The sequence below is a fragment of the Lactobacillus sp. B3795 genome (assembly GCF_026535805.1).
In the GTDB taxonomy this organism is placed as follows: domain Bacteria; phylum Bacillota; class Bacilli; order Lactobacillales; family Lactobacillaceae; genus Apilactobacillus; species Apilactobacillus kunkeei_C.
The window spans coordinates 244,792-269,931 of sequence record NZ_JAFNPE010000001.1 but is presented as its reverse complement, the minus strand read 5'-3'; the positions used below and the strand labels follow the sequence as shown (position 1 = coordinate 269,931).

Annotated in this window: 27 protein-coding genes, 4 tRNA genes and 1 riboswitch; of the genes, 7 read left to right on the top strand and 24 right to left on the bottom strand. The window is 39.6% G+C overall.

The features are described from left to right. Positions 1–70 precede the first annotated feature (70 nt). The 8 genes from J3U50_RS01310 to J3U50_RS01275 all read right to left on the bottom strand — a co-directional run bounded on the left by J3U50_RS01310 (position 71) and on the right by J3U50_RS01275 (position 5,265). Positions 71–144: transfer RNA gene (locus J3U50_RS01310), tRNA-Thr, on the bottom strand. A gap of 21 nt (positions 145–165) precedes the next feature. Continuing rightward, positions 166–249: transfer RNA gene (locus J3U50_RS01305), tRNA-Leu, on the bottom strand. A 35-nt stretch (positions 250–284) separates the two neighbouring features. Continuing rightward, a tRNA-Lys gene (locus tag J3U50_RS01300) sits at positions 285–357 on the bottom strand. Positions 358–360: 3 nt separating this feature from the next. Then, positions 361–433 (bottom strand) — tRNA-Val (locus J3U50_RS01295). Positions 434–665: 232 nt separating this feature from the next. Then, a complete protein-coding gene (gene serS / locus J3U50_RS01290) occupies positions 666–1,949 on the bottom strand; it encodes a serine--tRNA ligase (RefSeq protein ID WP_034531486.1) in 1,284 nt (427 codons plus the stop codon). A gap of 277 nt (positions 1,950–2,226) precedes the next feature. After that, complete coding sequence (locus tag J3U50_RS01285) at positions 2,227–2,868, bottom strand: deoxynucleoside kinase (protein WP_301945426.1); 642 nt, start codon at positions 2,866–2,868, stop codon at positions 2,227–2,229. A 117-nt stretch (positions 2,869–2,985) separates the two neighbouring features. Continuing rightward, positions 2,986–4,443: an amino acid permease gene (locus tag J3U50_RS01280; protein WP_301945425.1), complete on the bottom strand. Its 1,458-nt coding sequence runs from the start codon at positions 4,441–4,443 to the stop codon at positions 2,986–2,988. A 105-nt stretch (positions 4,444–4,548) separates the two neighbouring features. Beyond that, a riboswitch (Lysine riboswitch) is annotated at positions 4,549–4,728 on the bottom strand. A 39-nt stretch (positions 4,729–4,767) separates the two neighbouring features. After that, positions 4,768–5,265, bottom strand: a complete 498-nt coding sequence (locus tag J3U50_RS01275; protein WP_301945424.1) for a GNAT family N-acetyltransferase — start codon at positions 5,263–5,265, stop codon at positions 4,768–4,770. Positions 5,266–5,320: 55 nt separating this feature from the next. Here J3U50_RS01275 and J3U50_RS01270 point away from each other — a divergent pair, with 55 nt between their 5' ends. Further along, entirely contained in the window at positions 5,321–6,130 is an 810-nt protein-coding gene (locus J3U50_RS01270) for an alpha/beta hydrolase (RefSeq protein ID WP_301945423.1), read from the top strand. Between the two features lie 32 nt (positions 6,131–6,162). Here J3U50_RS01270 and J3U50_RS01265 read toward each other — a convergent pair whose 3' ends face one another. Next, positions 6,163–6,831 carry a phosphatase PAP2 family protein gene (locus tag J3U50_RS01265; protein WP_054608330.1) on the bottom strand — a complete coding sequence of 223 codons (669 nt, stop codon included), beginning with the start codon at positions 6,829–6,831 and terminating at the stop codon, positions 6,163–6,165. Positions 6,832–6,986: 155 nt separating this feature from the next. Between J3U50_RS01265 and J3U50_RS01260 the strand changes: the two genes are divergently transcribed. Together J3U50_RS01260 and J3U50_RS01255 are read left to right on the top strand one after the other, a co-directional pair. Further along, entirely contained in the window at positions 6,987–7,820 is an 834-nt protein-coding gene (locus tag J3U50_RS01260; RefSeq protein WP_053795701.1) for a sulfite exporter TauE/SafE family protein, read from the top strand. A gap of 11 nt (positions 7,821–7,831) precedes the next feature. Beyond that, positions 7,832–8,200 carry a DUF1634 domain-containing protein gene (locus J3U50_RS01255; protein ID WP_034531479.1) on the top strand — a complete coding sequence of 123 codons (369 nt, stop codon included), beginning with the start codon at positions 7,832–7,834 and terminating at the stop codon, positions 8,198–8,200. A gap of 24 nt (positions 8,201–8,224) precedes the next feature. Here the strand turns inward: J3U50_RS01255 and J3U50_RS01250 are convergent, their stop codons facing one another. From J3U50_RS01250 to J3U50_RS01240, 3 genes are all read right to left on the bottom strand, one after another. Continuing rightward, entirely contained in the window at positions 8,225–8,686 is a 462-nt protein-coding gene (locus tag J3U50_RS01250) for a threonine/serine exporter family protein (protein ID WP_301945422.1), read from the bottom strand. Between the two features lie 6 nt (positions 8,687–8,692). Then, positions 8,693–9,457 carry a threonine/serine exporter family protein gene (locus tag J3U50_RS01245; RefSeq protein WP_191978843.1) on the bottom strand — a complete coding sequence of 255 codons (765 nt, stop codon included), beginning with the start codon at positions 9,455–9,457 and terminating at the stop codon, positions 8,693–8,695. Between the two features lie 85 nt (positions 9,458–9,542). Further along, a complete protein-coding gene (locus J3U50_RS01240; protein ID WP_034531476.1) occupies positions 9,543–10,199 on the bottom strand; it encodes a metal-dependent transcriptional regulator in 657 nt (218 codons plus the stop codon). 157 nt (positions 10,200–10,356) lie between these two features. Here J3U50_RS01240 and J3U50_RS01235 point away from each other — a divergent pair, with 157 nt between their 5' ends. Next, positions 10,357–10,701: a hypothetical protein gene (locus J3U50_RS01235; protein WP_054608332.1), complete on the top strand. Its 345-nt coding sequence runs from the start codon at positions 10,357–10,359 to the stop codon at positions 10,699–10,701. A gap of 70 nt (positions 10,702–10,771) precedes the next feature. On the opposite strand, the gene J3U50_RS01230 is transcribed toward J3U50_RS01235, so the two are convergent. The 5 genes from J3U50_RS01230 to J3U50_RS01210 form a co-directional block, all read right to left on the bottom strand. Beyond that, the gene (locus J3U50_RS01230; protein WP_054608335.1) at positions 10,772–11,686 is read right to left on the bottom strand and encodes a cation diffusion facilitator family transporter; all 915 of its coding nucleotides are present in this window, start codon (positions 11,684–11,686) and stop codon (positions 10,772–10,774) included. A 74-nt stretch (positions 11,687–11,760) separates the two neighbouring features. Next, entirely contained in the window at positions 11,761–12,303 is a 543-nt protein-coding gene (locus J3U50_RS01225; protein ID WP_034531473.1) for a GNAT family N-acetyltransferase, read from the bottom strand. A gap of 175 nt (positions 12,304–12,478) precedes the next feature. After that, positions 12,479–12,877 carry a hypothetical protein gene (locus J3U50_RS01220; RefSeq protein ID WP_034535177.1) on the bottom strand — a complete coding sequence of 133 codons (399 nt, stop codon included), beginning with the start codon at positions 12,875–12,877 and terminating at the stop codon, positions 12,479–12,481. Beyond that, on the bottom strand, positions 12,877–13,638 hold the full coding sequence (locus J3U50_RS01215; protein WP_053791948.1) for a DUF1003 domain-containing protein: 762 nt from the start codon (positions 13,636–13,638) through the stop codon (positions 12,877–12,879). Before J3U50_RS01215 ends, J3U50_RS01220 begins: the two co-directional genes overlap by 1 nt. After that, positions 13,631–14,521, bottom strand: coding sequence for an RluA family pseudouridine synthase (locus J3U50_RS01210; RefSeq protein ID WP_301945421.1), 891 nt, complete (start codon positions 14,519–14,521; stop codon positions 13,631–13,633). Before J3U50_RS01210 ends, J3U50_RS01215 begins: the two co-directional genes overlap by 8 nt. Positions 14,522–14,618: 97 nt before the next feature. On the opposite strand from J3U50_RS01210, the gene J3U50_RS01205 reads away from it, so the two are divergent. Next, entirely contained in the window at positions 14,619–15,251 is a 633-nt protein-coding gene (locus J3U50_RS01205) for a carbonic anhydrase family protein (protein WP_301945420.1), read from the top strand. Positions 15,252–15,278: 27 nt separating this feature from the next. On the opposite strand, the gene J3U50_RS01200 is transcribed toward J3U50_RS01205, so the two are convergent. From J3U50_RS01200 to J3U50_RS01185, 4 genes are all read right to left on the bottom strand, one after another. Continuing rightward, positions 15,279–15,635 (bottom strand): hypothetical protein, encoded by a 357-nt coding sequence (locus tag J3U50_RS01200; protein ID WP_301945419.1) that lies wholly within the window; start codon positions 15,633–15,635, stop codon positions 15,279–15,281. 32 nt (positions 15,636–15,667) lie between these two features. Next, on the bottom strand, positions 15,668–17,056 hold the full coding sequence (locus J3U50_RS01195; protein WP_301945418.1) for a flavocytochrome c: 1,389 nt from the start codon (positions 17,054–17,056) through the stop codon (positions 15,668–15,670). Positions 17,057–17,132: 76 nt separating this feature from the next. Beyond that, entirely contained in the window at positions 17,133–18,149 is a 1,017-nt protein-coding gene (gene adhP, locus J3U50_RS01190) for an alcohol dehydrogenase AdhP (RefSeq protein WP_054608341.1), read from the bottom strand. Between the two features lie 175 nt (positions 18,150–18,324). Next, the gene (locus J3U50_RS01185; protein ID WP_301945417.1) at positions 18,325–19,230 is read right to left on the bottom strand and encodes a DMT family transporter; all 906 of its coding nucleotides are present in this window, start codon (positions 19,228–19,230) and stop codon (positions 18,325–18,327) included. A 129-nt stretch (positions 19,231–19,359) separates the two neighbouring features. Between J3U50_RS01185 and proB the strand changes: the two genes are divergently transcribed. Next, positions 19,360–20,175 carry a glutamate 5-kinase gene (proB, locus tag J3U50_RS01180; RefSeq protein WP_301945416.1) on the top strand — a complete coding sequence of 272 codons (816 nt, stop codon included), beginning with the start codon at positions 19,360–19,362 and terminating at the stop codon, positions 20,173–20,175. Next, complete coding sequence (locus J3U50_RS01175; RefSeq protein ID WP_301945415.1) at positions 20,168–21,412, top strand: glutamate-5-semialdehyde dehydrogenase; 1,245 nt, start codon at positions 20,168–20,170, stop codon at positions 21,410–21,412. The genes proB and J3U50_RS01175 overlap by 8 nt, the downstream gene beginning before the upstream one ends. 44 nt (positions 21,413–21,456) lie before the next feature. On the opposite strand, the gene J3U50_RS01170 is transcribed toward J3U50_RS01175, so the two are convergent. The 3 genes from J3U50_RS01170 to coaA all read right to left on the bottom strand — a co-directional run bounded on the left by J3U50_RS01170 (position 21,457) and on the right by coaA (position 25,110). Then, positions 21,457–22,380 carry a hypothetical protein gene (locus tag J3U50_RS01170; protein ID WP_301945414.1) on the bottom strand — a complete coding sequence of 308 codons (924 nt, stop codon included), beginning with the start codon at positions 22,378–22,380 and terminating at the stop codon, positions 21,457–21,459. Positions 22,381–22,561: 181 nt separating this feature from the next. After that, positions 22,562–24,118 (bottom strand): glutamine-hydrolyzing GMP synthase, encoded by a 1,557-nt coding sequence (gene guaA, locus J3U50_RS01165; protein WP_272946487.1) that lies wholly within the window; start codon positions 24,116–24,118, stop codon positions 22,562–22,564. 68 nt (positions 24,119–24,186) lie between these two features. Then, positions 24,187–25,110: a type I pantothenate kinase gene (coaA, locus tag J3U50_RS01160; protein ID WP_301945413.1), complete on the bottom strand. Its 924-nt coding sequence runs from the start codon at positions 25,108–25,110 to the stop codon at positions 24,187–24,189. Positions 25,111–25,140 lie beyond the last annotated feature (30 nt).

Here is a 25,140-nt window from a genome sequence, read left to right as displayed (position 1 = left end):
AGACGGGATTCGAACCCGCGACCCCCACCATGGCAAGGTGATGTTCTACCACTGAACTACTTCCGCATAATGCCGACTAGATGATTCGAACACCCGACCTCTTCATTACTAGTGAAGCGCTCTAGCCAACTGAGCTAAGTCGGCAGCAATTATGCAAATTGCAAATGCGGGCGAAGGGATTCGAACCCCCACTTCCATAAGGAAACTAGAACCTAAATCTAGCGCGTCTGCCAGTTCCGCCACGCCCGCATGATTATATTAAAATGTATATGGCATAGAGCCAATGAGCCGTGGCAGGTTCGAACTGCCGACCCTCTGATTAAAAGTCAGATGCTCTACCGGCTGAGCTAACGGCTCATATGGAGGATACAGGGCTCGAACCTGTGACCTCCTGCTTGTAAGGCAGATGCTCTCCCAACTGAGCTAATCCTCCATGAGGTCTTTCAAGTTATCTCTTAACAAGACAACTATTTAATAATATCATTTCTAACAAGCAATGTCAACAAGAAATTTTACTTAATTGTTGATATGACTCGCTTCTGAGCCGTTCTCTTTAACTCAACAAAAAATATTATATCTAAATTTCTGCTGTCTGTCTACCCCTTTTTTTAAAAAAATAAAAAAGCGACAATCTTTAGATTATCGCTTTAGTTATAACTATTCAATTAGTCTTCTTTTTCAATCTTAGTCTTACCACCCATGTATGGTTGTAGTACTTCTGGAATGTTGATTGATCCATCTTCATTTTGGAAGTTTTCTAGGATAGCAGCTACAGTTCTACCAACAGCTAAACCAGAACCGTTTAGAGTGTGAACGTATTGTAGCTTGCCGTTTTCATCCCTGTATTGGATGTGTGCACGACGTGCTTGGAAATCGGTTGTGTTTGAACAACTTGAGATTTCACGGTAACGACCTTGTGCTGGCATCCATACTTCGATGTCATGAGTCATTGCAGCAGTGAAACTCATGTCACTAGTAGTTAGTGTAATTACGTGGTATGGAATACCTAACATCTTCAATAGGTCTTCTGCATGGGCAGTGATGCTTTCTAGTGCATCCCATGATTGTTCAGGCTTAGTGAATTGAACCATTTCTACCTTATTGAATTGGTGTAAACGAATTAAACCTCTAGTATCTCTTCCGGCACTACCAGCTTCTGATCTAAATGCTGGTGATAGTGCAGTGAACTTAACTGGGAGTTTGTCTGCATCCATTACTTCATCTCTGTAGTAGTTTACCAATGGTACTTCGGCAGTAGGAATCATTGTTAAATCACTGTCAGCGATTTCGAAACCGGCCTTTGTTTCCTTAAACTTAGGGAATTGACCAGTACCAAACATTGATGCTGAGTTCACCATGTATGGTGGTAATACTTCCTTGTAACCAGCCTTAGCGTTTTGGTCTAAGTAGAAGTTGTAGATGGCACGTTCTAGTTGTGCACCTGCACCCATGTAGTAAACAAAACGACTACCAGCAACCTTAGCACTTGCTTCGAAGTCTAAGATGCCTAGTTTTTCACCTAGGTCCCAGTGATGTTTTGGTTCGAAGTCAAACTTACGAGGTTCACCGTATTTTCTTAGTTCAACGGCACCTTCTTCAGTTAAACTAACTGGAACGTCATCGGCTGGAATGTTTGGTAAGTGTGCAGCCAAGTCTTGTTGATCTTGTTCAACCTTTTCAAGTTGTTCATCTAATTCCTTAACTTCCTTACCTACTTGTTGCATTTCAGCAATGGCATCAGCAGCGTCTTCCTTGTTACGCTTTGCTTCCGCAATCTTCTTTGATACTTCATTCTTCTTAGCTTTTAATCCTTCACTTTTTACGATTAGTTCACGACGCTTTTCATCGTAACCTAATAGTTCATCGATTGTTTCAGCTTTGATATTTCTAGTAGCTAACTTTTCCTTAACCCAGTCAGCGTTTTGACGAATCATTTTCATATCTAACATAGTAAATACCTCCAATTTTGCAAATAAAAAAGAAGACCTCCATCCATTGGGACGAAGGTCTTCTTTTCGCGGTACCACCCAAGTTCTTAGCACATGCTAAACACTCGTTTGGAGATAACGGTCACCTGCCGTGTAGCATTACCTACCCGCTTTTGCGTATGCCGGAATTTCGACTTGCAATTCACACCAACCATTGCATCTCTTTGTTGTCTACTTAAAAACATACCTTGCGTTTATTTGTTGACTCAATAATATTATAAAAAAATGTGATTGGCAACTATTTTAAGTTCAATTCAGCAATTTTTTCGTCAATTTGTTTTAGAACTACTGCTAAGTCTTCATCGTTTTCGATAAAGTCAAACTTGTCCCCGTCGATTTGCATCTTAGGAGATAAGTCGTAGTTGTCATACCAATCGTTGTAACGACTATTTAAGTCTTGGTAATAATTGTATAGTTCTGGATCTTTATCCACTTGCTCGTAACTTCTACCACGTTTTTTGATTCGTTTTAACATGGTATCGAATGAAATGTTGATGTGGATTAATAAGTCAGGATTCTTTTGGTTCAATGAACCAGGAATTTCTTCCATCATATTTTCCAACAATGAATCGTAGATATCAGCTTCAGTTGAAGTGGCACGTTTCATATCCGCATTCAATCTAAATAGTAATGAATCTTCGTAGATAGAACGGTCCATAACGCTTAACTTTTCGTTGTGGGCCTTTTCAATATTGTTTAGACGGGTATTTAAGAAATAGATTTGCAATAAGAATGCATACTTCTTAGGATCCTTGTAAAACAATGGAAGAATTTCGTTATCGTCTACTGATTCGTAATACCCAGTTGAATCAAGATGAGCAGATAGGATCTTAGTTAAAGAGGTTTTTCCGGCTCCAATGGTTCCAGCAAGTACTATCATAATAATCTCCTTAATTTCGTTTTCTAATATACTATTTTAATACATTCAAGTCGTTTTGAATATGAAGAAATTGATGGCAAACAAAAAAGATGCCGTCAAAACGGCATCTTCATTATATTATTTTTCTTCATCTCTTAAATCAGAAGGAGATACATCAACCTTGTCTAAAGGAATTAGATGGGTCTTGTGCTTAATCTTGTAACCAATGTATAGGATTAATACAAGTGGTACTGAGATGTAAGTAATTCCGATTTGTTCCCAATCCCAGTTAGCAAATGAGGTTACGTTTTGACCACAGATAACTAGGATACATAGAATTAAAGTAATGATTGGTCCAATTGGGAACCAAGTAGCATGGTACTTCAATTCGTCTAGTGAATGGCCTTGCTTGATGAAGGCTCTTCTGAAACGGTAATGTGATAGTGCAATTCCGACCCAGGCGATAAAACCAGTAAGACCTGAAGCGGCAACTAACCATAGGTAAATTTGTGGTCCTTCGATACTTGTAATGAAAGTAAGTAAAGCAATCACAGTGGTAACTGCTAGCGCACCAATTGGAATACCACGACGGTTAGTCTTACCCATTGACTTAGGAGCGAATCCTTGGTGAGCCATTGAGTAAAGCATTCTAGTTGAAGCATACATTCCAGAGTTAGCTGATGAGATAACTGAAGTTAAGATAACAGCGTTCATAACGGAAGCAGCGGCTGCTAGGCCGGCACGCTTGAATACAATTGTAAATGGACTAATTGCAACATCGGTAGCACTTGAACCTAATAGATCAGGACTAGTGTAAGGAATGATTGCACCAATTACGAAGATTGCTAGGATGTAGAATAAGATAATTCTCCAGAAAACATCCTTGATGGCACGTGGAACGGCTTGTCTTGGGTTATCTGATTCACCAGCAGTAATACCAACCAATTCAGTTCCTTGGAATGAGAAACCAGCGACAACGAATACCGCTAAGATCATTGGAAGACCACCAACGAATGGTGCTTGCTTGTAAGTGAAGTTAGATAGACCAATGTAGTGGCCACCCATGATACCGAAAATAGTTAAAACACCAACAGCTAGGAAGATAAAGATTGTAATAACCTTGATCAATGACATCCAGAATTCTGTTTCACCGAATGACTTAACTGATAATGCGTTCACACAAAGGATTAGTGCTAAGGTAATCGCACTGAAAATCCAACCTGGCATGTGTGGTAACCAGAACTTCATTACTAAAGCTGCAGTTGAGATATCAACGGCAACGGTAATGGCCCAGTTGAACCAGTAGTTCCAACCCATGGCAAAACCAAGAGCTGGGTCGACGTACTTACCTGCGTAAGCCGCGAATGAACCTGAGATAGGTGTGTTGGTTGCCATTTCACCTAAACTGGTCATTAAAAAGTAAACCATTAGTCCCATTAATAAGTAAGCAACTAATGCTCCACCAGGTCCAGCTTGACTAATAACTGAACCAGAGGCAACGAATAGACCGGTACCGATTGAACCACCTAAGGCAATCATAGAAACGTGTCTAGTCTTCAAGCCTCTCTTTACATGATTATTTGAGTTTTCACTCATGATGTATTTCACCCTCTATAAGTATTTCTAAGAGGTGCCGATAATAACTAAAAAAGTCCCTTCCTGTAAACACAAGAAGAGACCATAATAATTTCTTTTAATTATTGATCACAAAGCACTCCGTGGAATTAACCACGACAGTCTCTAGCCTATTAAGCTAGAACCCAACAACTTCGTCTCATAAAGGAAACGGTCGTTTCGGCAGGCATCCCCTTTCACCCTCAATCATAGTCGCTTTATCGACTCATGATGGCTACTAATGTCAGCTGCGCCTCTTCTTAGATTTCTAGAATATTATATATTAATGTGGACTTGATTACAATACTATTTTACTTTCATTTCAAAAACGAGATTGTTATCGTATTCATCCACCTGTGCAAAACCTAAACTGTGTAAAACTTTTTGTGAAGGTAAATTACGGGCTTCAACCGTTGCTTCAACCACCTTTACGGGTGCCTTTAGGTGATTTAAAACTTCACCCAATGCATAGGTCATGTATCCACGCTGTTGATAACTTGTGTTAATAAAGTAACCTAATTCGATATTTTCGTAATCCGGTTCGAAGTTATCCCCAATTTCCGGAAAAATATTGATAATCCCAATTAGTTTTCCACCGTTGATAAGTCGAATTGCGTAGGTTTTATTGGTATCATTTTCGGATTCGAACAGCATATGAGCCTTTCTTTCATCGTTAACCGGCTCAAAACCGGTCTTTTTAGCTAGTTGTTCATCGCGCATCATTTCATAATAGTCAGCAAAGTCATCTGTGCGTAATTCGGTGACTACCACTTCTTTTTTTGGTGAATTATTCTTTTTATCCACAATCATTATCTCCTTGCGTTAAAATATATGTAAAACATATTTGAGAGGTGCTTACATGAGAATCATCAGAGAATCGATTCGTCAAAACTCAAACGCTTTTCTTCAAGGATATCTTAAATCCGCAGATGTGCAAACTAATCAATACAAATATCCTGCCGTAATCGTCATTCCCGGTGGATCTTACACCCACATTTCACTCCACCAAGCAGAAAGCTTCGCACTTAATTTTAGTGCCAACGGTTACCAAAGTTTCTATCTAAGATACACATTCGAACAAGAAGCAATGCCACTAATGCCCAATCCACTAGAGGAATTGGCCAACAGCATTAAATACATTCGAGAACATGCCAACGAATTCAATATTGATGAAAACCGCATCGTGATTGCCGGATTCTCGATTGGTGGTCATATCTGTAGTCTTTACAATGACTTTTATCATACCGATTGGATGCAAAAACTAGCCGGTGTGGATAACTCCGATATTTTAAAACCAAACGCAGTTATCCTAAGCTACCCTGTGACTAACTTAACCTATGGTTTCCCCAAGGATAAGGAAAGCATCCTAAACTGGGTATCAGACGACCAACAAGTAAAGGCTGACGAACACGTCTCGGCTAAAAACATGCCAACATTTATCTGGCATACGGCTGACGATCCATTCGTTCCTGTGGAAAACGCCCTTAAGTATTCCATCAAGTTAAACGAATACAATGTGGATAATGAATTACACATTTTCCACCACGGTCCTCACGGAATGGGACTCGCCAATAACATTACATCCTGGAATGAAGACTCCAATAATGCCCGCGTCGCCAAGTGGTTTGACCTTGCCATCACCTGGTTAGACGAAATCTGGGCAAAATAAAAGAACTGATGAATTTCATCAGTTCTTTTTTATTATAGGTATGAATGTAAAACTGGACGCCAGTGTTGTTTTAATCTTGGCGCATATCTTACATATAACATTTCAGATACTTGTACCCAAGTGTAACCAATAACTACGGCACCAACAGTGTCGGTTGGGAAATGGGCATTTAGATAAATTCTAGATACCATTACCAATAGTACAAATAGGAATGTTAGTACATATAGTAATCTTCTGATTAAGTTACTTTGGATATGTGGAAGAATGACAATCCATACAACCGCGATGACGATGAAGATACCTAATACGTGTCCACTTGGGAAACTAAATCCGGTATCAGATGCGCTGTGGAATACTGGACGATCACGTCTAACAATGTTTTTAACGATGAATCCAATTACGTCAGCACCAGCTAAAGTAAAGATTCCCCATAGAGCTTGAAGCTTAAACTTGAATCCCCACATAAAGAATGCCAAAACGAAAATCCAGATGATATCCATCTTGGGACTAGCTAAAGTGGTAGCCATGTGCATGATTGTATCCTTCAATCCGCCAGTAGTTTTTTGGATTTGACCGATAAAGATTGAGTCAAGAAATCTTAGGTACCCTGAGTCAATCATTACCGATGCAGTAATAAATAATGATAAAACTAACCCAACGAAAAGTCTAATGCCGCGGGTGTAATCCTTATCGATGATCATAATGCATCGATCCTCCTAATCACTTTTTAATGCCATTATACCACAGCTAACGCTATTCTTAAGGGTATTTTCTAATTTTAGAACTTGGAATAGGTGCAATGAAACTAATAATTGTTATAATATTAAGTAATTTATAATTTTAGGAGGAGCTATAAATGATTGAAACAGTCATTCTAATGATTGTCATCGGTGTCCTAGCGGGTATCGGTGGCGCTGTCCTAGGATTGGGTGGTGGAATTATCGTCACCCCCGTCCTAACACTCTTCTTCCATTTAGATATTAAATACGCCATTGGGGCCAGTATCGTTGTGGTTATCGCCACTAGTTCTGGATCTACTATCGCTTATCTAAAAGATGAAGTTTTAAACTTACGTGTTGCAATGTTTTTAGAAATTGCCACTACTATTGGTGCACTATCTGGGGCCTTACTTACAGGAATTCTAGAGCCTAAATACCTTTACATACTATTTGGACTATTACTACTATTCTCAGCATTTAATATGGTCAAGAAATTATTGAACAAAAACAAGTCCAATCTAAGCACCAAAGATGATAAATTAGCTGAAAAACTTCGTCTTAACTCAAGTTACTACGATAAGGCTGAAAAGAAACAAATCGACTACAAGGTGGAAAACATCCCCGGTGGTCTATCCGTAATGTTTGGTGCCGGTCTTGCTTCCGGTCTGCTAGGAATTGGTTCAGGTGCTTTCAAGGTAATCGCTATGGATACCTTCATGAAGATGCCTTTAAAACCATCAAGTGCAACTAGTAACCTAATGATGGGAGTTACCGCAGCTGCTTCAGCAACTGTTTACTTCTTCAACGGTTCAATCTTGCCACAAGTTGCCGTGCCATTAGCACTAGGAATTCTAGTCGGTGCGACAATTGGTTCTCGCATCATGCAAGTGCTTCCTGCTAGATGGATTCGTATTATCTTTGTCCCTATCATGTTCTACATCGCATGTAGCATGTTATACAAAGGATTCTAGGAGGTTAGATCATGAATACACAACAACCAGCAACTAAAGAAGAAATGAATCGTATCGAATTAGTAATCGGAAAGATTTTACGTGTCGGTGTTGTCATCTCAGCTACCATCATGATTATTGGTCTACTATTACTTCTAATCACCGGTAAATCTGGATATGCTCACGACGCCTTCCCTACTACTTTCAAAGCAATCTTTAGTGGGATTGCGACATTAAAGCCATATGCGATTATGATGCTTGGAATCTTCTGTCTAATCCTTACTCCCGTATTACGAGTAATCGTATCAATCTATTCCTTCTACAAGGAAAAGGATATGCTATACGTTTGGATTACCACATTCGTTCTAATCGTTTTAATCATCAGTTTCTTCTTCGGATAAAACGCAAAATAAAAAGCAACGAGATTATCTCGTTGCTTTTTTTGTTCTCAAATATGTTTTCAATCTTAGGTATAGTTGGTTTAAAAATTCCGCAAACAAGAAACCTGATGCGATTCCACCAGCGATGAAGATGAGTTGGATCAAGTTGGACTTGGCTAGCGCATAGTTACCTATTGCTAGACACTTCATAACTTGATAAGCCTGTCCCCCGGGAACTAGTGGCACCAACGCTGGAATGTTGAAAATAATAACTGGCATCTTTTTGTAGCGCGATGCGAAGATACTCAATATTCCAACAGTGAAGGTTCCTAAAATATCTGCGGCTAAGTATCCGCCCATGTGAACGTTGACGGTATGAAAGACTAACCAGCCAATCAAACTAACGATTCCGGCCATGTTCAATGCTTTTCTGGGTAGATTAATTAATAAACCAAATCCGATGGTGGCGAAATAAACGCACACACTATAAACAATTACGGTTACCAATATAAATCACCCCAAAATCTTAATTGCCATTGCCACACCAAAGCCTAATGCACAGGCGCTCATAATCGCTTCAATCCCTCTAGATGGTCCCGATACCAAGTTACCGGATAACGTATCTCTTACCGCGTTGGTAATTGGTACTCCGGGAACTAGTGGCATCAAGCCCCCGATGATTAAATCATCGGCACTCTTTGCGATGCCGGCTCGAATAATTAAAATCGACATAAAGCCGATACAAATCGCCGCAATAAATTCATTTAAGAAACGAATGTCCGTGTAGTGATCGGTCAAACAATATATGCACCAACCCAACATCCCAACGAATCCGGCTGCCCAAAAATCGGTGTAGTTACTTCTAAATACCACTTCCAGAGTGGAACTAACCATAAAAGCACCAATCATTTGAAGCCAGAATGGGAATGGTCTAACATCCTTATCCATTCGTTTTAAACGGCGATAAAATTCACCAAGTGAGATTTTCTTATCAGCGAACTGACGAGAGTAATCATTAACCGTTGATACCTTCTCCAAATCAAACGTTCTTTTATCAATTGCTGTGACCTGCGAACCCATGTCAGGAGTTGCTGACATGATAATCCCAGTCAAAGTAACGTACGCCCTAGCCTCGGTAGCCCCGGCATTTCTTGAAATTCGATCAATGGTATCGGTGACTCTGACCATTTCAGATCCATTTTCAATCATAATCTTTCCAGCAAGTAGACAGGTCTCAACGACTAACTTACTTCTTTGTCTTTCGTTCAACCATCTCACCTCCGTGTCATCTAATGTTTTTCTAATTATAACATTGATTATGATGATAATAAAAAAGACTGAATTTTTCAATTCAGTCTTTTAATTAATCAGCATTTCTTATAAATACGTAGTGAGAAGCCTTGTAGCTAATGTCACTTTCTTGATTATCAGTTAGATTTTGGACTGTTACCGGTCCTTCAAATGGTGAATGCTTAATTACCTTAAGCTTGTCGCCAATATCTAATTGAATGTCGCCTAAATATGTTAGTAGGTCGTGATTATCGATGAAGCGGTCAACAACAACTGTTTCGCCGTCATCGGCATCATTTAATAGGCGATGGCTATCTTCTTTATAGTGTCCTGACATGTTTGGAATAACTCCTCCATGTGGACAGTGAGATGGGTTCCCCAATTTTTTGTACATTGCTTCTAGCAATCTACCACTGGTAGAATGTTCCAACACTTCAGCTTCTTTATCAACATCTGGAAGTGGATATCCTAGTTCGTTTACTAAAAAACTTTCCCAAATACGGTGTTTTCTAACTAGGACTTCAGCTAACTTGATTCCGTCGTCAGTTAAGGACACTCCAGAGTATGGTTCGTGTTCAACTAATCCTTCATCTAATAGCTTGTTAACCATTTCAGTAACTGATCCTGGTGCAATGTCCAAACTAATGGCAATCCTCTTGTTGGATACCTTTTCTTTGGTTCCACCTAGCTCAAAAATAATTTTTAAATAGTCCTCTTTTTTTGGGGTCATTTTTATATCCATGTCTCCTAAATTCAAATCTACTAAAGAGTATCTTACAACTTTATATACTATTTTACCATTTTTATTTCTATTTTTCGGGGAAAATTATATAATTAGGGCGAGATATTAAATATTAATATCTACGATACGAAAGTGAGGCGTTTTTATGGGAGAAAAGTTATTCCATTTCGATGAGCTTAGCGAACAAGCCAAAGTTATTAGTATCAAGTCATTCAGCGAATTTTATGTTCGTTGTTACAGAAGCCAAAACATGGAGATTTTAAGTCAGGTTCCTGACCAATCAATGTTATGGCAAATCAATCAGGAGGTCTATCGCAACAAGTTCGAATCTTTAGAACATGCTGCTAAGGACACCATCATTTATTGTAGTCATAGCTATGCCAAGTTATTGGGCGAATTAGATATGCAATACTTCGCCAATGGTAATAGTGAAATCACTTGGAAAGAGTGGTATGACAGACAATTTGTAGCTGCTCCTCACGGGGTATAATTTAAAAGGCCGTTTTTCAAAACAAAAAAGACTCTTTTCGTTTTGAAAAGCGTCTTTTTTATTTTATCGATTAATCAATATCGTTTCTGGAATCGAGATATAAATCCTCTTTCTTCCCGCGTTCCACTTCGGCTTGAAGTGTAACGTGTTCGATGCCGTACTTATCATGTAAAAGTTTGGCAACCGGATCATAAATCTTTTCGGCCTCAGAAATTAGCATGTCTTGCATGTTAATGTGGGCTGAGAATACGATGCTGTTTTCATCTACCGACCAGATGTGAACGTGGTGAACTCCGGTGATTCCTTCAATGTTCATCATATCCTTTTGAATTGCATAGCAATCCACCGTTGGTGAGCCCTGCATCAAAATCTTAACGGTCTTTTTGATGATTGGGTATGCTTCAGCTGAAATGTATAGTGCCACGATGATGGTGATGATTGGATCGACTAGCACCCAATCGAATAACTTAATTAAAATTCCACCTAGGATAACACCAAGTGAAGCTAAAGTATCACTCAATAGATGTAGATATGTAGCTCGAATGTTTAGGTTATGCTTTGAACCACGACTTAGTAGTAGTGTGGATAACAAATTAGCAACTGTCGAAACCACAGCAACAATTAGCATTAAGTTTCCGTTAATCTGTTCTGGTTTAAATAGTTTTTGCACCCCTTCGACGATTAAGACAACGGAGATAATCACTAGAAATAGTGAATTTAAAAACGCTGAGATAATCTGAGCTCGCTTGTACCCAAAGGTATTCAATTGATTTTGGGGTCTTTGACTAATTCGATGCGCATAATAACTACCGACTACTGATGCCGAATCCGCAAAATTGTGAAAAGCATCTGATAATAGTGACAAACTTCCTGAAAAAACTCCCCCTAAAAACTCAATTAAAGTAATTAATGAGTTTAAGATTGTCACTGTAAAGAAACGACGTTGCGACATGGCGTTAACATCGTTATGTTCATGTTCGTGCATGATGACACCTCCTCTGTTCAATTTCATTATACCTTTTGTCTGAAAACAAAAAAAGCTGATTTAAAAAAATCAGCTTAGGCAATTAACATTGGTTGTTTAATTACTCTTTCGTATGCGTAGTTCATTACGACGTTTGATGGATCTGTTGCAGAGATTGGAACTACTCTGCCGGTTTCTACAAAGCCAGCTTTCTTGATGACATGTTGCATGCCCAAGTTAAGTGGGTTTGTGTCAATACGAACACTTTGAACGTTGTCCATTTTTTCCACTGCATTGAAGATGCCTTCAAATAACTTTTGAGCCAATCCTCTGCCGTGGTGTCTGTTGGAAACTGCAACGCGGTGAATTGATAGGTAAGGGCCGTCAGTCAACCATTGACCATCAAGATTTTCGTAACTAGTGTCTAGTCCGTCAATCACGGCAGCTGTGCCTAAGATTTCACCATCTTCTTCAAGTACAACAGTCCATCCGTTTACGATGTCGTTCATTAATGATTCTGCATTTGGGTAGCCTGTTTGCCATTGGTTCACACCCTGTTTGGCAAGCAATTCCTTCCCTTCGAAAATAATTTGTTCAATTGCGTTAAAATCTTCGATTTGTGCTCTTCTCATTAACATGATCTAAGCCCCCCTTTTTGTGTTTGATTTAAATATTTAGCATTTTAGCGACTAGAAAATATTACCACCATTTTTCCAAAAAGCAAAGACTTTTTTACAAAAAAATGGACTTTTATGAAAACTCTCATAAAACCCATCATGACGCACCTTGAGAACACGTTAAAAATGAAAGATTTTAGTCCTCAATCATTCGCCAATTTCCTTCAGCTGCTTTGGAAATTTGGTTTAAGAAATGAAGAACTGAGGCCGCTCTTTTTTCATCATGTTCGTTTAAAATATTAAGTCCCTTTCCAGAAACCATTGGTTCTCCTAATGAGAAGTTACCATCTTGTAGACTACCTTCTGAGAACGCTACGACTGTTTCACCACTTTCGATTTCAGTGATGATGAAGAACATTGAGAAGTCATCGTCTTCCTTCATGTATGCAGGCATTGCCCAGATGTTGTCGGCAATTTCTTGCATTTCTTGATCCATGAATTTGTAGTACTTGTGATTGTCTTGTGTAACTGGTGTTTCTAGCACAAACATCATCTTGTTGAAGACGTCTGCACCTAATTGAATGTTATCTTCCATTATTGATTCTCCTGTTGTTTTAGTTTTTCTTTTAATTTAGTGTTTTCGTCACGCAACTTGGCTAGCTCACTTCTAACTTCACCTAGGATTTGTAATTGTAGTTTTTCAACTTCCAAATCATGAGGCAATTGGTTTTGAGTTAAGTGATCTAGCTTAGCGTGAATAATTCTTAGTTCATGTTCTGACTTTAAGTTAACATGAAAATCATTTTCTGAGTGCAAACGGTCACGTTCAGCGGCACGGTTTTGACTCATCATGATGATTGGTGCTTGAATTGCTGAGAAACAACTCAAGAATAAGTTCAATAGAATATATGGATATGGATCAAAGTGGACACCGAAGAGTGCCAAACCATTAATGACCATCCAAATAATCAAAATGACGATAAAGATGAAGATAAAGGTCCAACTACCACCAAATCTAGCGACCGCATCGGAAATCTTTTGACCAAAGGTTAGGCTTTGTTGTAAGGCTTCGTTAACATCTCTGATTTCATAGTTATCGCTTTGGAGTGCCTTGGTTAGTTTACGATTAATCTTTTGACTTTGTTTTAAGTCGGCGTTGATTAATGAGTCCACCCTAGACATTCGATACTTCAATAGATGGTGAGAACAGATAAAACTGGTGACCTTAGCTCCTGGATAATCAGCCTTGACCGCATTGGAAATCGGTTGAGCCAAGTCTCCTAGGTAGAAACCTTCATCAGAATATAGTTGTGCATCATCGACAATACAATGTACTAATTTGGCTTTTTCAGTCATTATGATCCTCCTTCACCACAGATTTCATATCCGCTGGTAATTCAATTTCAAAAGTACGAACTTGATTTGCTAATTCATCATCAAACTGTAAGTAGTAAGCGTGAAGTGCTTGGCGGTCAATGCCCCTATCAAGTGGGCCTTGATATAATTCATCCCCCAATAGTGGATGCCCTAGTGATGTCATGTGAACTCTGATTTGATGAGTTCGACCAGTGTGGAGTTTCAAACGCACTAATGTGGCATCATCAAATTCTTCGACCTTCCAGTATTCGGTCTTGGCCTTTTGACCGTCTTCGATAACCTCTCTTCTAAAGTTGTCACCGACACGACCGATTGGTTTATCAACCATCCCGTGGTCGTCTAAACCAGTACCAGCAACGACAGCATAATACATCTTATCTATCTTGTGTTGGGCCACCTGCTGGTTAGCTAGACTATTGGCCAAACGATTCTTGGCGACCAAGACGATGCCGGATGTAAAACGATCCAAACGGGTGATTAGATGTGGTCTTAAATCGGTACTACCCTGTTTTTTCAAATATCCCTTAATGCGGTTGACCAACGTATCGACACGATTAGATGGTCCCGGTACACTGGTTAATCCTGCTGGTTTGTTCACCACCAGCCAATTATCATCTTCATAGATGACATCGATGGGTTCATCACTAAATGCGACCTCATCATCACTTGTTTCCGGTGGAAAGATTACCGTCACTTCATCGCCCAAGGCAAGCTTATAATCCAAGCCAACTGCGTTACCATTCACTAGAATTGTCCCAGTTGATTTAACATCATTATACATCCGATGTGAGACTCCATGGGCACCTAAGAACTTCTTGATACCAGCATTTTGTTCATCTTGATTTTGCCATGTGAATTGCACAATAATTTCCTCCGAGTTGTATTAATTACCATGTATGTTATATTAACATACTAGAAAAGCAAACTCATATTATTAATGGAAAGAAGATACATATCATATGTTAGATTATAGTGAACAAAATAATTGGGAGAATGACTTTGGTCACCGTCAATCACCAATTATGCTATCAACTCATGACAGTCAACATTTTGCTGATTATCTGCCAATTCATGCCAATGAGTTCTACCAATTAAATACAGAAATTGATGACCACACTACCATTCGTTTGACAGGAATGGGATATGCAACCATCTTTAATCGTGACTTTAAGTTCAAACAGGTGCACTTCCATGCCCCCGCTGAGCATATCGTCGACGGTATGGTTAATCCGATTGAGATTCATCTTGTTCATGAAAACGAGATCGGCCAAACCGTTGTGGTGGCAGTATTTCCTACTTTAGGTAATGCCAATTCTGAGTTACAAGATATCATCAATAACTTTGAAGAAGGCAATCGCCACAGTGTGTCATTAAAACTAACCAATTGGATTTCAAGTTTAGCCACCGGTTTTCATTATCAAGGATCACTAACCACCCCACCTTTAACCGAAGGAATTGAATGGCTAGTCATCGATAATTCAAAATTAACGGTGAGCCCCAAACAAGTCGATTGGTTCATCGATCAATTTGGCAAAAACAATCGTGATTGCCAAGCACTAAACGACAGAAACGTTCAATATTACAATAAATAAAAAGAAGCCGTCCATGCGGCTTCTTTTTTAGATTTCATCAATTTCGTGTAGCAACTTTTTAATTTGCTTCTTTTGTTCAGCGTTAGGTTTGCCATCGCTGATGTTCATGATATCTAGAATTTGTTGACCGTCATTAATGACGTCTTCTGTCTTAGAATTCATGTTTCTCAAGTAGGCGGTAGTCAAAATGGTTTGAAGATGTTCCATCGCATCCTCATCCCCGTTCATCGCACGTTTCCCCATTCGATGAATTAACATTTTAACGTTACGTAACTTACGCTTATTTTCGACATGTTGGTTATAGTACGGCAAGAATAATGCGACTACGACTGAAGATGCTTCGGCAATCGCTGCGACCCATTCTGCAATTTCTCCACTGTGCATATGTAAACCTCCTTTATTTATTTTTATCTATCTTATTTGTTTAAATACTTGAAAACTTGTTGGCCTGCTTGTCGTCCAAAGACGACTGTTTCGGCGATTGAGTTTCCACCGATACGGTTGTTACCGTGCAAACCACCGGATGTTTCTCCGGCAGCAAACAAACCATTGATCACGTCATCGTTGTCATCTAGGACTTGGGTGAAGTGGTTAATCTTAATTCCACCCATGGTGTAGTGAACTGCTGGCGCAATGTGAATAGCCATGTAATCTGGATGGGTTAATTGATGACTCATTCCAGTGGTACGACCTAAGTCATCCTTACCGCTTTCAACAGCTTGATTCCACTTAACAATCGTATCTTCCAATGTCTTTTCATCTGCACCAATCTTTCCGGCTAGTTCTTCGATGGTATCGCCATGAATCACCATTCCCATGGAGTCGTAAAACTTCACTGCTTGAGCGTGGTTAACGACTTCTTCATCTAGGATTAAATAAGCATGCTTGGTGTCTTGTTGGTTGATTGCGTCGGTCACCTTTTGTCTGGTGTCCAATTCGTTAACGAAACGTTCACCCTTGGTGTTTACTAGGATGGCACCTTCTCCACGAATGGCTTCACCAATCAAGAATGCGTGATCATTGTCTTGTTGAACGGTTGGATGGACTTGAATCTTGTCCATATCGACCAAGGCAGCACCAACATCGGTGGCAAGTTTCAAACCATCCCCAGTTGCTCCTTCTTGGTTGGTGGTACGGTAATGGGTCAAGTCATCACGGTATTGACCGATTAGTTGCTTGTTGGCACCAAAACCACCGGTAGCTAAAATGACCGCACTGGCCTTGATTGAGTGCGCGTTACCGTCTGCATCCTTGACTTCGACACCTGATATGTCGGAACCGAACTTATCAATCTTGGTAACATCGACGTTGTTGTAGACTTCAATGCCCATCTTTTCAATGATTTGTAGGAAACTAGTGACTAGATAAGCCCCGATTGGAGCTTGTGAACTTGGGCGGTGTGTACGTTTAGTATTCATCGCACCGGTAATTGTTAAGTCATCTAGTTTGATATCATGTTGAGCTAACCAATCAACGGTTAGCGCAGCATGTTCAGTAAAGTATTTCAATAAATCAACGTTATTTTGTTTGCCACCACCGATATATGTATCGTTGTAGAAGTCTTGGAAACTATCTACCACATGGTGTTGTAATTGAACGGAAGTTTCAGCAGCATTCATTCCAGAAGAAGCTCTGGTAGAATTACCGCCTAGCTTGTCCATCTTTTCTAATACGACTGGTTTTAGACCCAGTTCTGCAGCTTGAATTGCACTAATTAATCCTGTGGCACCTGAACCAACGATTGCTACATCATAATGTTCCTTTAGTTCTTTGATGTCATTTGGATGAAAAATATATTTAGCCATAACCAAACCTCCTAATGTCATTATTTTAGTACAAAAAAAGCATTGTCCAAAAGACAATGCTTTAATTAGTTCAAAATTATTTAGTAAAATCGATAACCATTCTACCAACAATCTTACCGTTCTTCATTTCATCGATAACATCGTTGATTTCTGATAGCTTTCTAGTGTGAACGATTGGCTTAACCTTACCTTCAGCACCGAATTGGAAAGTTTCACGTAGGTCTTCTCTAGTACCAACTAGTGAACCTTCAACGTGGATTCCGTTTAATACAGTTTGGGCAATATTTAGGTCCATGTTACCTTTTGGTAGCGCAACGGCAACTAAGTGACCGTCTGGACGTAAAGCATTGATAGCTTGATCAAAGGCGATTGGGTTAACAGCAGTGATAACTGAAACGTGTGCACCACCGTTAGTTTCTTCCTTAACCTTTTCTGATAGGTTTTCAGAACGGTAGTCGATACCCTTCTTAGCACCTAATTCTTCGGCCTTTTCTAGGTTGTTACCACGAGCAACGGCGATAACGTTAGCACCGAAAACGTTATTGGCGAATTGAACACCTAGGTTACCTAAACCACCGGCACCTACCATTTCAACCCATTGACCTGGCTTAGTGTGACCAACTTTTAGTGCCTTGTACATAGTAACACCGGCACAAGTTAGTGAAGTAGCTTCGATTGGGTCCAAACCTTCTGGAACCTTAACAGCGTACTTAGCATCAACAATTACTTGTTCAGCCATAGCACCGTCAACAGTGAAACCAGCATTCTTAACTTCACGACATAATGTTTCTCTACCACTTAGGCAGTATTCACAGTGACCGCATCCCTTGAAGAACCAAGCGATTGATACACGATCACCAATTTTTAGATTATCTACATCATCGGCAACTTGAATAACTTTACCTACACCTTCGTGACCGATAATACGGCCAGCTTGGTCACCAAAGTCTCCATTGGCAACGTGTAAGTCGGTGTGGCATAAACCACAGTATTCAACTTGAACTAAAGCTTCACCATTTTCAATTGGGCGAAGTTGAACATCTTTAACATCTACATATCCATCTGAGTTGTCTCTTACTACTGCAGCTTTCATTGATAAAATCTCCTTCATAAATACAAACTTGATATTGTTTTCACATATAATGTAACACCTTATTGTCCGATAATAAAGCGGAAAATAATAAATTTTTAATGACATTTTTATCATTTAACTCTAAGATTGTGAAAGATATCACTATTCATAAGGGCTCTATCATTTTTTAAAATTTTTATTCTAATTTATTTTTCTGTGGTAACGCTTGAACAAATGCCATCATTAAAATTAATGCCCCACCGATTAATTCGACAAAGGTCAACTTTAGATGCAGAAATGATACGGATAAAATCGCAGCAGTTAGCGGTTCAAATGAACTTAAGGTTCCGGTCACCGCAGGTTCTAAATAGTTTAGACTCGCAACGTAGAATAAGTATGCGACCATGGTTCCTACGATTGTAATGAAAATCAATTCAAATATTAATGTTGGATTGATGTTTATGTGTGGTGTGTCGATAACGACAATTGGTTGAATCGGTAAGCTACCAAGTAACATCGCCCATCCACAGACTAATCTTGGATCGTATTTATTTAAGAGTTTGATTGGAATCAGCGTACAGTTTGCACCCGCAATTCCAGCAGCGATTCCAAAGAATAATCCCAACTTAGAAATGGTTAATGATCCAAAATCACCTTTTGTCGCTAGTAAATATGTACCAGCTGCGGCTAAAATAATTGAAATAACATCTAATCTGATAGGCAATTTTTGCCTCGAAATTGAATAATAGAGGATAATAAAGACAGGGGCAGTAAATTGTAGGACGGTTGCGGTCGCTGCGTTCCCGTACCTGACTGCTGATAGGTAGCAAACTTGTGACATCAACATCCCAAAAATCGCAAAGCTAATTAATAAGAGCGCTTGGCTCTTGCTATGCCAAATCGTAAAAATGGAGCCACCAACGGTAAACTTGTATAACAATAATAGTAGAATTCCAGCTAGAATCATTCTAATACCGACGACCCAAAGTACAGGTACATGTTGTGTTAAAAACATGTAGTCAGCGAGTGTTCCGGAAGCCCCCCATGAAATGCTACCTACAATTACCAATAAAAGCCCAATTAACTTTCCCTTGCCTGCCATAATTAGCCCCCTTAATTTATATTAAGGATTACAATACATCTAATCTATCTCTAATGCAATTTTAATTTACATATTGTTACTTTTTTCAAATTAAAGTAAACTAGTTTTAAAGAACAGGAGATCATGAATATGACAAGTAAATATAAACGAATCGTTGTCAAAATTGGGACCAGCTCCATCATCAATTCTGATAACAGTATTAATATGAAAACAATTCACACGTTATCATCCGTGTTGAGTCAATTAAATCAAAACGGCCATGAGGTGATTTTGGTTACTTCCGGTGCCGTTGGTGTCGGTATGAACACCATTGGATTAAAGACGCGTCCTACCGACATTGGAAAACTACAAGCTTTGTCCGCCATCGGTCAAAGTGAACTAATGGATTTATACTCCGATAGTTTCAAGGAATCAGACCAAACCGTGGCGCAACTACTATTAACACGTGACGTGGTTGACTATCCTAAGAGCAGTGAAAATGTACTTAAAACCATTAACACCCTTTTAGATGATAAGGTCATCCCCATCATCAACGAAAACGATGCCGTCTCAGTCGACGAATTCAATCACCAAACTAGCTTCGGTGAAAACGACCAATTAGCAGCCATCGTGACTAACTTTGTCGATGCTGACCTACTAATCATCCTATCCGACATCGATGGATTGTTCGATGCCAACCCGAAGGACAATCCGAACGCAAAACTACTATCATGGGTACCTGAAATTAGCGATGACTTGATGCAAGTTGCCGGTGGCCACGGTTCACAATACGGAACCGGTGGTATGCAAACCAAACTAAACGCCGCCAAAATCATCTTAGATAACCACCGTAAGATGGCAATTCTAAATGGTGATGACCCAGCAATCATCAACGACTTCATTTCTGGTCGCCCCGTTGGTACCTACTTTGGTGCCGAAGCTATGGAGGGTCGTACAAATGAATAAGCAAGAATTAATTCAATTAGGCAAAAACGCTAAAAAAGCCAGTTTCCAATCAGCTGGCCTATCTACTACTACTAAGAACGACATCTTAAAGCAATTCGCCAAGGCAATTGTTGATAAGACCGATGAAATTATTGCTGCCAACCAAAAGGATTTACAAAATCCTCAAATCGAAGCCAAGTTCATCGACCGTTTAAAACTAGATAAAAAACGCATCTCTGACATGGCCAACGGCCTAATACAACTGGTCGGACTAGCTGATCCTACCGCTAAGATTGATGGCGGATGGGAAACTGAAGACGGCCTTAGAATCGTCAAACAACGTGTCCCACTTGGTGTCGTCGGTATTATTTATGAAGCCAGACCAAACGTCACAATCGATGCCGCTGGTCTTTGTTTCAAATCCGGTAACGCCGTCATCCTCCGTGGTGGGAAAGAATCAATCAACTCTAACGTCGTCTTGGCCGATATCCTACGTGATGTTTTAAAGCAAAACGACTTAGATGAAAACATGATTCAAGTCATCGATGATCCATCGCATGAACTTGCTCAATCATTCATGGAACTAAACGACTACGTCGATGTCCTAATCCCCCGCGGAAGCGCCCGCTTAATCCAAACCGTATTAAGCAATGCAACCGTACCAGTGATTGAAACCGGTGCTGGTAACTGCCACATCTACGTTGATAAGGATGCCGACAAACAAATGGCACGAAACATCATCATCAACGGCAAGGTGCAACGACCTTCCGTATGTAATGCCACCGAAAAGGTATTAATTAATAAGGATGTCGCTGATGACTACCTACCAGACATCATCAGTGATTTACGCGAACGCGGTGTTGAAGTCCGTGGTGACGAAGCCACTCGCGCAATCGTAAACGACGTTATTCCTGCCACCACAGATGACTGGGACACTGAATACAATGCATTAATCATCTCCATTAAGGTGGTTGATTCCAGACAAGCAGCCATTGATCACATCAATGAACACGGAACTCACCACTCTGAAGTAATCGTTTCTAACGACTACGCTGCCGGAGTTTCATTCCAACAACAAGTTGATGCTGCTTGCGTTTACGTCAACGCCTCATCTCGTTTCACCGATGGTTTCGAATTTGGTTTCGGTGCCGAAATCGGTATCTCAACTCAAAAACTCCACGCCAGAGGTCCAATGGGGCTAGAAGCATTAACTTCATATAAATACGTTATTAATGGTGACGGACAAACAAGAAAGTAAATAAAAAAGAGCTCAACAACAATCGTTGAGCTCTTTTTTTGTGTTTATTTAATTTTCATAACGTCGTGCTTGTTGGCTGTAATTACGCGGTTACCTTTGATTAGGTAAAACTCTTTATGATCCTTCTTCACAATCTTGTAAACTGGTAGTTTAGTTCCCTTCTTTTCCAATTTACGGCCAGCTTTGTTTAGCGCAATGGTCTTGTATGAATATACTTTATTAGCCTTTACATCAATCTTGAATAATTGATTAGCTTTTTTAACAACCTTCTTAGCAGTCTTTCTTGTGTACTTGTTATGACCACTGGTAGCTGGAATCTTCCAATTAGCTTTACCTGCTTTGGCATCTTTTAATTCCTTAACAGCATCTTGGTAGTCTTTCTTAGCAGCAGCTAAGGCTGCTTGGTCTACTTTCTTGACAGTTACAGTCTTAGCACCATATTTTTTTGCCTTGTCTTGAACAGCCTTTAGTTGATTCTTAGCTATTTGTAGTTCAGTCGCATATGCCTTAAGCCATCCTGTTGCGTTTTGGATTTGAGCATCGTTGTCTTGCACGTCATATTGTACACTATAAAAGTCTGTCCATACTTGTTTGAAAGATGGGTCATTATCACCAACAGCATTTGCTTTGGTTGTTGCATCATCCAGTTTCTTTTGCAAGATGACTTTTTGGTTTTGGTAATACTGCATGTCTCCATTACCTGCATCTAATGTATGTTGTGCGTTGTTAACTTTGTTTTGTGCATCGGTTAGTTGCTGTTGTAATACAGATGGTAGATCATGTTTTACTTCAGTAACTTTTGTCCCCTTACTTAAATTGTCGACCTTTGCTTTTGCAGCGTTGACCTTTTTTTGTGCTGATTGAATATCACTATTAGCATCAGCATGTGCTTGAGTATTTTGTGTGGCGACAACACCAGCACCGAATAAGGCACCCGCTGCCATTGTAGTCATTAATGTTTTGTTCATATTAATATCTCCCCCCCAGATATAAAACATATGTATTAATTTAATCACTTATAAATAATACCATTAAAAAGATAAAAATAAGAAAACAATAAGAGTATTAAGCTTTTCTTAACAAAGCAAAACACATATATACAAAAAGAGCTCAACAGCAATTGTTGAGCTCTTTTTATTTAGGAACTTATTATTCCCATTCAATTGTCGAAGGTGGCTTACTAGTAATATCGTATACTACACGGTTTACCCCTTCTACTTCATTTGTGATCTTAGTTGAGATTTCTGATAAGACATCCCAAGGAATCTTAGCGAAATCAGCAGTCATTCCATCAATGGAATTAACGGCACGGATAGCGATTGTGTAGTCGTAAGTACGACCGTCACCCATCACACCAACACTTCTAAAACCAGGTAGAATGGTGAAGTATTGCCAAATATCCTTATCTAATCCAGCAGCGGCAATTTCGCGACGTAGGATGTAGTCACTATTTCTAACAATTTCTAGCTTGTCTTCAGTAACTTCACCGATAACACGAATCCCTAGACCAGGACCTGGGAATGGTTGACGCCATACTAAGTAGTCTGGCATACCCATTTCTTCACCCAAGCGTCTAGTTTCGTCCTTAAATAATGAACGAACTGGTTCGATTAGTTTAAATTGTAAGTCTTCTGGTAGACCACCAACGTTATGGTGAGACTTGATAGTTTCAGCAGTGTTAGTACCACTTTCAATAACGTCAGTGTATAGAGTACCTTGAGCCAAGAAATCAACATCCTTAAGTTTCAAAGCTTCTTCATTGAAGACTTCGATAAATTCATTACCGATAATCTTTCTCTTTTGTTCAGGATCAGTAACACCGGATAACTTGTCTAAGAAACGTTTGCTTGCATCAACTTGGATGATGTTTAGACCAAACTTACCTTCTAGACTATCCATTACTTCCTTCACTTCGTTCTTACGAAGTAGACCGTGGTCAACAAAGATACAAGTTAGTTGATCACCAATGGCCTTATTCAATAACACACCGGTTACACTTGAATCTACCCCACCGGATAGACCTAAGATAACCTTCTTGTCGCCAACTTCTTCTCTGATTTGCTTGATTTGTAAGTCAATAAAGTCATTCATTGACCAGTTAGCTTCTGCGCCACAAACGTTAAACACGAAGTTCTTTAGGATGTCAGTACCGTACTTGGTATTTCTAACTTCCGCATGGAATTGAATTCCATAGAACTTTCTAGCGGTATCTTGCATTGCAGTGATTGGGCAACCTTCAGCAGTTGCCACATTTTCAAAGCCATCTGGAACCTTACGAACAAGGTCTCCATGACTCATCCAAACTGGTTCTTCCTTAGGCAAATCTTTGAATAGTTCCGCATTATCAGAGGTAATGTCGATGTCAGCGTGACCATATTGTCCATGGTCTTCTCCATCAACTTGTCCTCCACCTAGGTTATATGCCATTAGTTGCATACCATAACAAATACCTAGAATTGGAATATTCATTTCGAAAATTTTAGGATCAACAGTTAATGCATCTTCTGCATACACACTGTTAGGACCCCCAGAGAAGATAATCCCTTTAGGGTTAAAAGCCTTGATTTCGTCGATGGTCATATCATGGGGCTTTAGTTCAGAATATACACCAAAATCACGAATACGACGTGTGATTAATTGATTGTATTGACTTCCGAAGTCAAGCACCAAGATTTTATCAAACGATGATAAATCCATTTCAGCCAAACCATTCACTCTCCAATCATTAAATTGTATTTATCATACATAGAAAAATGAATGGCGTCAAATTAAATCTAGTACTTTCTAAGCAAAATTTTATCGATACGATGGTTGTCCGTTTTGTGAATAATTAGGTCCGCCCTAGTCTTGGTAGGCTTAATATTTTCCAGTAAATTAGGTAAATTAATTTGTTGCCAAACATCCTTGGCGGTCTCGATGGCCTTCTTACGATTGGTGTGAGCCATTTCGTAGTAGTAGTTAGATGGATTTTGGAATGCGGTATCCATTAGCTCTTCGAAACGTTCGATGTACCATTGTTCAATCAAGTCATCATCGGCGTCGATGTAGATTGAGAAGTCGGTAAAGTCAGAAACGTAGATTTGTTGGTTACTTGGTAGTTGTAACGTGTTAATTCCTTCGATAATCAAGACGTCCGGTTGATCGATGATATCAAACTTGTCTGGAATGATGTCGTAGACGTCGTGTGAGTAGACCGGTGCTTTGACGTTATGCTTACCTGACTTGACCTCGTTTAAGAAGTTAATTAATGACTTCATGTCGTAACTTTCTGGAAATCCTTTTCTGTCCATGATGCCACGACGCTTTAATTCAGCGGAATTGTACAAAAATCCATCGGTAGTGATTAATTGGATTTTCTTGTCTTCAAAGTATCTTGATAGTAGTACTTCCAACAGTCTGGCGGTAGTTGACTTACCAACGGCCACACTTCCGGAAATCCCGATGATAAATGGCACCTTTCTATCTTGCTTATCCAAAAAGGCGGTCTTGGTCTTTTGCCATTGGTTGAAGTTTTGGGTACATAGGTCCAACAAATGAACGATGGGAATGTAGACGTCGCGCACGTCTTGAATCGAAATCTCATCGTTAAAGGCCTTGATTTGTTTTAGCCCGTCGTTAGTAACGGGAATCGAGCGTAACTTGTATAAGTCCTTCCACTCGTCTTTCTTAAATGCGTAGTAATTGATAGGATCTGACAATTTTACGCCTCCGTTCAAATAAAAGTAGTA

Bases quoted from the DNA above. Each gene is read 5' to 3' on its own strand.
- serS (WP_034531486.1), bottom strand. From the start codon at position 1,949: ATGTTAGATATGAAAATGATTCGTCAAAACGCTGACTGGGTTAAGGAA.
- J3U50_RS01285 (WP_301945426.1), bottom strand. From the start codon at position 2,868: ATGATAGTACTTGCTGGAACCATTGGAGCCGGAAAAACCTCTTTAACT.
- J3U50_RS01280 (WP_301945425.1), bottom strand. From the start codon at position 4,443: ATGAGTGAAAACTCAAATAATCATGTAAAGAGAGGCTTGAAGACTAGA.
- J3U50_RS01270 (WP_301945423.1), top strand. From the start codon at position 5,321: ATGAGAATCATCAGAGAATCGATTCGTCAAAACTCAAACGCTTTTCTT.
- J3U50_RS01265 (WP_054608330.1), bottom strand. From the start codon at position 6,831: ATGATCATCGATAAGGATTACACCCGCGGCATTAGACTTTTCGTTGGG.
- J3U50_RS01260 (WP_053795701.1), top strand. From the start codon at position 6,987: ATGATTGAAACAGTCATTCTAATGATTGTCATCGGTGTCCTAGCGGGT.
- J3U50_RS01255 (WP_034531479.1), top strand. From the start codon at position 7,832: ATGAATACACAACAACCAGCAACTAAAGAAGAAATGAATCGTATCGAA.
- J3U50_RS01240 (WP_034531476.1), bottom strand. From the start codon at position 10,199: ATGACCCCAAAAAAAGAGGACTATTTAAAAATTATTTTTGAGCTAGGT.
- J3U50_RS01235 (WP_054608332.1), top strand. From the start codon at position 10,357: ATGGGAGAAAAGTTATTCCATTTCGATGAGCTTAGCGAACAAGCCAAA.
- J3U50_RS01230 (WP_054608335.1), bottom strand. From the start codon at position 11,686: ATGCACGAACATGAACATAACGATGTTAACGCCATGTCGCAACGTCGT.
- J3U50_RS01225 (WP_034531473.1), bottom strand. From the start codon at position 12,303: ATGTTAATGAGAAGAGCACAAATCGAAGATTTTAACGCAATTGAACAA.
- J3U50_RS01220 (WP_034535177.1), bottom strand. From the start codon at position 12,877: ATGGAAGATAACATTCAATTAGGTGCAGACGTCTTCAACAAGATGATG.
- J3U50_RS01215 (WP_053791948.1), bottom strand. From the start codon at position 13,638: ATGACTGAAAAAGCCAAATTAGTACATTGTATTGTCGATGATGCACAA.
- J3U50_RS01205 (WP_301945420.1), top strand. From the start codon at position 14,619: ATGTTAGATTATAGTGAACAAAATAATTGGGAGAATGACTTTGGTCAC.
- J3U50_RS01200 (WP_301945419.1), bottom strand. From the start codon at position 15,635: ATGCACAGTGGAGAAATTGCAGAATGGGTCGCAGCGATTGCCGAAGCA.
- J3U50_RS01195 (WP_301945418.1), bottom strand. From the start codon at position 17,056: ATGGCTAAATATATTTTTCATCCAAATGACATCAAAGAACTAAAGGAA.
- adhP (WP_054608341.1), bottom strand. From the start codon at position 18,149: ATGAAAGCTGCAGTAGTAAGAGACAACTCAGATGGATATGTAGATGTT.
- J3U50_RS01185 (WP_301945417.1), bottom strand. From the start codon at position 19,230: ATGGCAGGCAAGGGAAAGTTAATTGGGCTTTTATTGGTAATTGTAGGT.
- proB (WP_301945416.1), top strand. From the start codon at position 19,360: ATGACAAGTAAATATAAACGAATCGTTGTCAAAATTGGGACCAGCTCC.
- J3U50_RS01175 (WP_301945415.1), top strand. From the start codon at position 20,168: ATGAATAAGCAAGAATTAATTCAATTAGGCAAAAACGCTAAAAAAGCC.
- J3U50_RS01170 (WP_301945414.1), bottom strand. From the start codon at position 22,380: ATGAACAAAACATTAATGACTACAATGGCAGCGGGTGCCTTATTCGGT.